The 7,239-nt window shown below is 73.8% G+C and carries 6 protein-coding genes; 3 read left to right on the forward strand and 3 right to left on the reverse strand.

Annotated features, from left to right (window positions below):
- Positions 1-2: 2 nt before the first annotated feature.
- Positions 3-1,487: an aldehyde dehydrogenase family protein gene (locus tag ACZ6JT_RS21320; protein WP_469211833.1), complete on the reverse strand. Its 1,485-nt coding sequence runs from the start codon at positions 1,485-1,487 to the stop codon at positions 3-5.
- 218 nt (positions 1,488-1,705) lie between these two features.
- Between ACZ6JT_RS21320 and ACZ6JT_RS21325 the strand changes: the two genes are divergently transcribed.
- Genes ACZ6JT_RS21325 through ACZ6JT_RS21335 form a run of 3 tightly spaced genes read left to right on the forward strand, consistent with a single transcriptional unit; the run spans position 1,706 to position 5,320 of the window.
- On the forward strand, positions 1,706-3,520 hold the full coding sequence (locus ACZ6JT_RS21325) for a bifunctional phosphatase PAP2/diacylglycerol kinase family protein (protein ID WP_469211835.1): 1,815 nt from the start codon (positions 1,706-1,708) through the stop codon (positions 3,518-3,520).
- A complete protein-coding gene (locus tag ACZ6JT_RS21330; RefSeq protein WP_469211837.1) occupies positions 3,486-4,439 on the forward strand; it encodes a YihY/virulence factor BrkB family protein in 954 nt (317 codons plus the stop codon). Before ACZ6JT_RS21325 ends, ACZ6JT_RS21330 begins: the two co-directional genes overlap by 35 nt.
- A 41-nt stretch (positions 4,440-4,480) precedes the next feature.
- Positions 4,481-5,320, forward strand: coding sequence for a phosphatase PAP2 family protein (locus ACZ6JT_RS21335; RefSeq protein WP_469211838.1), 840 nt, complete (start codon positions 4,481-4,483; stop codon positions 5,318-5,320).
- Between the two features lie 37 nt (positions 5,321-5,357).
- On the opposite strand, the gene ACZ6JT_RS21340 is transcribed toward ACZ6JT_RS21335, so the two are convergent.
- Positions 5,358-5,777, reverse strand: coding sequence for an ATP-binding protein (locus ACZ6JT_RS21340; protein ID WP_388470599.1), 420 nt, complete (start codon positions 5,775-5,777; stop codon positions 5,358-5,360).
- A gap of 369 nt (positions 5,778-6,146) precedes the next feature.
- Positions 6,147-7,049 (reverse strand): YihY/virulence factor BrkB family protein, encoded by a 903-nt coding sequence (locus ACZ6JT_RS21345; RefSeq protein ID WP_469211839.1) that lies wholly within the window; start codon positions 7,047-7,049, stop codon positions 6,147-6,149.
- Between the last annotated feature and the right edge of the window lie 190 nt (positions 7,050-7,239).

Below are 7,239 nucleotides of genomic sequence, written 5' to 3' on the forward strand. Positions count from 1 at the left end.
CTTCAGCCCGCGAACCAGCGCACGGGGCGCGGGGCGAGGTTCTGGTACACGTGCTTGGTCTCGCGGTACTCGGCCAGGCCCGACGGGCCGAGCTCGCGCCCGATGCCGGACTTGCCGAAGCCGCCCCACTCCGCCTGCGGGAGGTAGGGGTGGAAGTCGTTGATCCAGACGGTGCCGTGGCGCAGCCGGCCCGCCACGCGGCGGCCGCGGCCCGGGTCGGAGGTCCACACCGCGCCGGCGAGGCCGTACTCGGTGTCGTTGGCGAGCGCGACGGCCTCGGCCTCGGTGCGGAAGGTCTCGACGGTCAGGACCGGCCCGAAGACCTCCTCCCGTACGACGCGCATCCCGCGGTGGCAGCCGTCGAGCACGGTCGGCCGGTAGAAGTAGCCGGGCCCGTCGGGCCGTCGGCCGCCGGAGCGGAGCACGGCTCCCTCGGCGAGGGCGGAGGCCACGTACCCCTCGGTGCGTTCGCGCTGGGCGGCGGAGACGAGCGGTCCGCACTCCACGTCCGGGTCGGTGCCGCGGCCGAGGCGGATCCGGTCGGCGCGGCGGGCGAGTTCGGCGACGAAGCGCTCGGCGACGCTCTCCTCGACGATGAGCCGGGAGCCGGCGGAGCAGACCTGGCCGCTGTGCATGAAGGCGGCGTTGAGGGCTTGGTCGACGGCGGTGTCGAAGCCTTCCTCGGTGGTGCAGGCGTCGGCGAAGACGACGTTGGGGTTCTTGCCGCCGAGTTCGAGGGCGACCTTCTTGACGGAGTCGGCGGCCGCGCGCATCACCTTCGTACCGCTGGTGAGACCGCCGGTGAAGGAGACGAGGTCGACGTCGGGGTGGGCGGCGAGGCGGGCGCCGACGGGGTCGCCGGGCCCGGTGACGAGGTTGGCGACGCCGGCCGGGAGTCCGGCCTCGGCCAGCAGGCCGATGAGGGCCACCGTGGACAGCGGGGTGATCTCGCTGGGCTTGACCACGAAGGTGTTGCCCGCGGCGAGGGCCGGGGCGATCTTCCAGGAGGCCTGGAGGAGCGGGTAGTTCCACGGGGTGATCAGGGCGCAGACCCCGACCGGCTCGTGGACGACGACGCTGTGGACGTCGGGGGTGCCGGCGTCGACCACACGGCCGGCGGCCTCGCCGACGACGAGGTCCGCGAAGTACCGGAAGGCGTCGGCGACGCAGTCCACGTCGACGCGGCCCTCTTCCAGGGTCTTGCCCGCGTCACGGCTCTCCAGCAGCCCGAGGATCTCGCGGTCGCGGTGGAGCAGGTCGGCGGTGCGGCGCAGCAGTGCGGCCCGCTCCTGGACGGGGGTCTGGGGCCACTCCCCGCCGTCGAAGGCGGCGCGGGCGGCGCTGACGGCCGCGTCGGTGTCGGCGACGCCGCCCTCCGCGACGACGGCGAGGACCGTGGCGTCCGCCGGGTCGAGGATCTCCCGGGTGGCTCCCGAGACCGCGGAACGCCAGGCCCCGGCGATGTGGATGGTCGTCTGCTCGGACACGACGCGCTGTACCTCCGATTGCGGCACCGCGGCCTACCCGCGGTGGTGCTGCTCGGGCGCGCATGCCCAGGCCTCCGGGAGCCATGTCCCGTACGTCACTGGAAGTGACAGGAGTCACTCCCCGTCACTCCGAAGGGAGATGAGGAGATATGTAGACATTTCAGACACCCGGTGGATGTCGTGCGCATCATCGGCCCGTCTCGGGCAACACGGCTGCCATGACGACACGAAGCGGCACGGACGCGAGACGCTCGCGGCTCCTCTGGCTCCTACCGGCCCAGGCCGCCGTGATGGTGGCGCTGGGCCTGTTCGTGACCGCCGTCCCGGTGGGCCTCCGCCTGGTGTCGCCGGAAGACCGGGTCACGGACGGGTTAGCCGCGCACCGGACCCCGTGGGCCGACTCCCTGTCGCAGGGGCTGTCCGTCGCGGCCTCCACGGAGGGCATCGTCGGTGTGACGCTGATCTGCGTCATCGCCCTCCTCGTACTGCCCCGCACCCCGCGCAGGGCCGACGCGGTCTTCCTCGGCGGGTCGGTCGCCGTACAGTCGGCCGTCTTCCTGTTCGTGACGATGTGCGTGGAACGCCCGCGCCCCGACGTGCCCCGGCTGGACGGCGCGCCGCCCACGTCGAGCTTCCCGTCCGGCCACGTCGGCGCCTCCGTGGCCCTGTACGGCGGGCTGGCCGCGCTGGTGTGGTCCCGCGCCCGCGGCCCGTGGCGGTACGTCGCGGCGGTGGTGCTGGTGCTGGTCCCCTCGGCAGTCGGACTGTCGCGGATGTACCGCGGCATGCACTACCCCTCCGACGTGGTGGGCGGCCTGGTCAACGGCATCGCCACGCTGCTCGTCATGGGCTCGGCGTTCCTCTGCGGCCGCACCCGCGACACGGAAGGCGCCCACGAGCCCGACGAACGGAACCCCGCGGGGCGTTCCGGCCGGCGGGCCGTCGTGGTCCGCCACCCGCACGGCTGCGGCGACGAACTGGCCGAGCGGGTGCGCCTGTTCCTGCACCGCCACGGCTACGACGACCAACGCTGGACCGCCACCTCCGTCGAACGCCCCTGCGGGAACCTGCCCGAGGAGTGCGCCGACCCCGGAGTCGGCCTGGTCGTCGTCTGCGGCGGGGACGGCACGGTCCGCGCCTGCGCCGACGTGGTGGCCGGCACCGGCACACCCTTGGCACTCGTCCCCTGCGGGACGGGCAACCTCCTTGCCCGCAACCTGGACCTGCCCCTGGATCCGCTCGCCGCCCTCGAAACGGCCCTCGCCGGCGACGTCTTCCCGATCGACGTGGGGCGGGTGTGGGGCGACGGCCTCCCCTCGACGCGGTTCACCGTGATGACGGGCGCCGGATTCGACGCCGCCATGGTCCGCGACACCTCGCCCGCCCTCAAGTCCCGTCTCGGCTGGGCCGCCTACGCCCTGTCCGCCGCCCGCCACCTGGGAGACCCCGGCATGCGCCTGTCCGTACGGCTGGACGACGGCCGAGCCCGTCGCCGCCGGGCGCGGATGGTCGTCGTCGGCAACGTCGGCGCGCTCCAGGGCGGACTCGAACTCCTGCCGCGGGCCCGCCCGGACAGCGGACGGCTGGAGCTCGTGCTGTTCGACCCCCGCGGCGCGGCGGGCTGGCTCGCCGCGGCCGGTCACCTCGCCTCCCGGTTCGTCCGCAGGGGCACGCGCACGCCGGACGCGTCGCCCCATGCGTCGCCGGCCGGCGGCCGGACCGCGGCCGGAGGTGCCCTGGAGTACTTCAGCGCCCGCCGCATCGAGATCCGCTTCACCGACGCGCAGGCCCGCGAGGTCGACGGCGACACCATGGCCGAAGGCTTCCGGCTGTTCGCCGAGGTGGAACCGGGGACCCTGCGGATCTTCCTTCCCAGGGCCCCGGGAAGCGCACCGAGCGTCCCCCGGGCGAGCAGCCCCGCGCACACGTCCCGTACCCCGCGCCACCGAACCCGTCCCGGCGCGCCGCGCACCGGGACCCCTCACAGTCAGGAAGCCGATGGGAACCGCGAGCCGAGTACCACAGAGACGTGACGTGGTGGGCGAGGAACTGTCCGCCGACGAGGCCTGGTCCGCCCTGCGCCGCTACGGGGGCTGGAGCCTGGTCCGCGACTCCTTCGTACGCTTTCGCTACGCGGACGGCTTCAGCCACTCCCGTGCGCTCGCCCTGCAGACCGTCCTGTCCATCGTGCCCCTGGCCATCGCCGCCATCGGCCTGTCCGGCGTCCTCCACACCGAGGGCGTCGGTCGCGTGGCCGAGCTGACGATCGGACGGATCACCAGCGGACCCAGCCGCGAGGTGGTCGACGAGGCGCTGCGCGAGAGCCGCCGCCACGCCGGCGACGGCGGCCAGGCGGCCCTCTGGCTGGGCCTGCTCTTCTCCCTCGTCAACGTCACCACGAGCCTGTGCCAGGTCGAGCGCGGCGCCAACCGCATCTACGGCAACGAACGCGACCGGCCCTTCCTGCACAAGTACACCCGCGGGCTCGTCATGGCGGTCCTCGCCGGTCTTCCGCTGGGGCTCAGCTTCGTCATCACCGTCCTCGGCGCCGACCTCATCCACGCCTTCGCCGAGGTCTACCACCTGGGGCCGAGCGCCGTCCACGCCTGGGACGTGCTGCGTTGGCCGGTCGGGATCCTGCTGGCCGTGCTGGCCACCAGCGCGATCTTCCGCCTCTCGCCCCGCCGCGACCAGCCGGGTTACACCTGGCTCGCCTTCGGCGCCGTCGTCTACCTGGGACTGTGGATCACGGCCACCTGGGCGCTGAGCCTGTACGTCGGCGCCAGCAGCTCCTTCACCAGCGTGTACGGGCCCCTCAGCGCCCTCGTCTCGCTGTTGCTGTGGTCCTACCTGACCTCCCTGGCCCTGTTCCTCGGCCTCTCCTTCGCCGCCCAGCTGGAGGCCGTACGAGCCGGCGTACGGCAACCCGTCACGCGGGACCCCGGAGTCTGACGCCCACCGCCCGAACACCCCCGACCGAAAGCCGCGTACCCATGGCACAGCGCCCGCCCCGCTCCCGACGTCGCACGGCCCGCGCCCTCCTGGCCGCAGGCTCCGGGCCCGATGTGGCGTTCGGGACGAGACTCCTGCTGACGGTGGCGGCGACGACCGCCGTGACCGTGCCGTTCGTCCTCGCCCTCGTGCTCGTCGAGTCCCGGTGGCCCCCGCTCTACCGCCTCGACCGGGACACCGCCGAACGGCTCCACCGGGCCGCCCTCGAAGACCCGGGGCGCGTACGGGTGTTGGGCTTCCTCACGAACGTGCTGTGGGACCCGGTGACCATGCGGCTCCTGGTGGCCGCCCTGGTGGTGTGGCTCCTGACGCGCCGCGCGTGGCGCCTGGCGGCCTGGGCCGCCGTGACCGCGACGGCCGGCGCCCTGCTGGGGTTCCTGACGAAGAACGCGGTGGAACGGGCACGCCCACACCTGCCCGACCCCGTCGCCCACGCACCCGGGTTCTCCTTCCCCTCCGGGCACGCAATGACGGCCATGGTGTCCTGCGCGGTGCTCCTCCTGGTCCTGCTCCCGCTGGTGCCGCCCGCCTGGCGGCCCCTGCCCTGGGCGCTGGCGGTGACGAGCGTCATCGGAGTCGGCTACACCCGTGTGGCGCTGGGCGTGCACTGGGTGAGCGACGTCGTCGGGGGCTGGCTCCTCGGGCTCGTCGTCGTCACGGCCACGACGCTCGTCTTCGAAGCCTGGCGGGCCGACATCGGTCGCCGCCGGACCGGCCTCGGGGAGGGGCTGGAGCCCGAGATCTCCGCAGCCGAGCCAGAGCCGGCCCTCGGCACACCGGGCCGGCCCGGGTCCGCGGACGAAGGGACCGGATCCGCATGACCGCGGCTCCGGAGCCCCCGGCGGTGTCCGGCCGCCGTCAGGCGTCGGTGCCCGCGTGCGGGGCGGGGGTCACCCGGGGATGGAAACAGGCGGTGATCGTCTTGCCGCCGTGGAAGGAATGGGCGTCCCACTCGTCGGCGAGGGCGTCGATGATGGCGAGTCCCCGTCCGGAGGTCGCCTCGCGTGAGGGGTCGCGCGGGGCCGGCAGGCACGGATCGCCGTCGGCCACGCTGACGTGCAGGCACCGCCCGTCCCAGGTGAGCACCAGCCCGGCGCTGCTGCGGGCGTGGATGTGCGCGTTGGTGACGAGCTCCGACACCGTCACCAGCACGGAGTGGGCCGTGTCGGGGGCGTCCGTCGTCCACCGCAGCGAGTCCAGGTGTTCCGCGGTCCACCGGCGGGCCTCACGCACCCCCCGGTGGACGGGGAAGGACGTGGCCCACCCCTTGGCACGCATGGACACCGCGCTCACCTCGCTCGCGCTCTCGTGTGACGCCGATCCGGAGGGACCGGACGGATCGGCTGGATCTGATGGATCGGATGGATCGGGACGTGTGTCAGAACCGGCTCGCCCGGTGGCGTGCCCGGTGCCCGTCCTTGCGGTGGACGAGCAGCAGGGCCAGCACCAAGGGTGCGATCAACAGGACCATCGTCGTCATGGGAGTGTCCTTCCATCGAAGTCCGTCTCTCTGCGCGTGTGGCCGCGATGGGGCGTCCGAAACCCAACAGCCGCCATCCGTCCGCGTCATCCACCCGATCGTGGGGCGGGCGTACCGGCCGCCGCCCTGCTCGCCCGCACGGCCCGCCGGGCGCTACGGGCACGGCGTCAGCACTGGTCGGAGGCAGCCCGAGGCAAGGGCGTCCGGGCGCGTTCGGCGTTGAACTGGGCGCCGGTGAGCAGGGCCAGGTTGGCGAACCAGAGCCAGACGACGAAGACCACGATGCCGGCCAGCGAGCCGTAGAGGCGGCCGTACGTGTCCAACTCCGTGTAGAGCGTGAAGAGCGCCGAGGCGGCCAGCCACAGCAGCGCCGCCAGTACGCCCCCGGCCAGGCCCCGGCGGACGCCCCGGGTCTGGGCCGGCCCGGTGCGGAAGAGGACCAGCACCAGGAGGGTGACGACGACCAGCAGCACGGGCCAGCGCAGGAGCGCGATCGTCTCCGGGCCTCCCCCGGCGGCCCGTGCGGCCCATCGGGCCGGCGGTCCGGACATGACCAGCCCCGCGGCGCCGACGACGAGCAGGGTCAGCAGCATCGTGGCGTTGATGAGCAGCATGTGGGCGGCACGGAGCGGCCGTCGGGTATCGGGAACCCGGTGCATCGTGTGCAGGGCGCGGCGGAACACCGCCAGGTAGCTGCACGCCGACCACAGTGCGCTCGCCACACCGCTGACGAGCAGGGCCATCATCGAGGAGTGTTCCGCCGTGAGGCCTCCGAGCGCGTCCCGGAGCACCTGCGCCGACTGCGGAGGGGCGTAGGCGGTGAGGTCGGTGATCAGCCGGTCCCTCGTCGCCCCGCCCAGCAGCCCCACCAGGGAGACGGCGATGACGAGCGCGGGCAGCAGCGCCAGGAGGGCGTAGTAGGTGAGGGCGGCCGCGTGGTCGGCGAGATTGTCCGTCCAGACTCGGACGGCCGTACTCCGCAACTGGGCGCGGGTGCGCGCCACGAGGGCGGCGGCGGGGGCGGTGGGGGCACCGCCTCGGCATGATGCGGTGCGGGGGATGTCGGTCACGCCCTGCACGTTCCCTGCCGGCCGGTGCCCATGCGCGCGCGGGGTCCGCGCCGTCGGCGAGGGCCTTTCACCCAGGAGGGGGGGGGGGGGGGGGGGGGGGGGGGGCGCGGGGGGGGGGGGGGTTGGGGGGGGGGGGGGGACAGAGGGGAGAGGGGGGTGTGGGGTTGCCCTTTTTTTTTCTGTCTCTTGG

It is taken from the genome of Streptomyces sp. NPDC046308, assembly GCF_055588065.1.

Bases quoted from the DNA above. Each gene is read 5' to 3' on its own strand.
- ACZ6JT_RS21325 (WP_469211835.1), top strand. From the start codon at position 1,706: ATGACGACACGAAGCGGCACGGACGCGAGACGCTCGCGGCTCCTCTGG.
- ACZ6JT_RS21335 (WP_469211838.1), top strand. From the start codon at position 4,481: ATGGCACAGCGCCCGCCCCGCTCCCGACGTCGCACGGCCCGCGCCCTC.
- ACZ6JT_RS21340 (WP_388470599.1), bottom strand. From the start codon at position 5,777: ATGCGTGCCAAGGGGTGGGCCACGTCCTTCCCCGTCCACCGGGGGGTG.
- ACZ6JT_RS21330 (WP_469211837.1), top strand. From the start codon at position 3,486: ATGGGAACCGCGAGCCGAGTACCACAGAGACGTGACGTGGTGGGCGAG.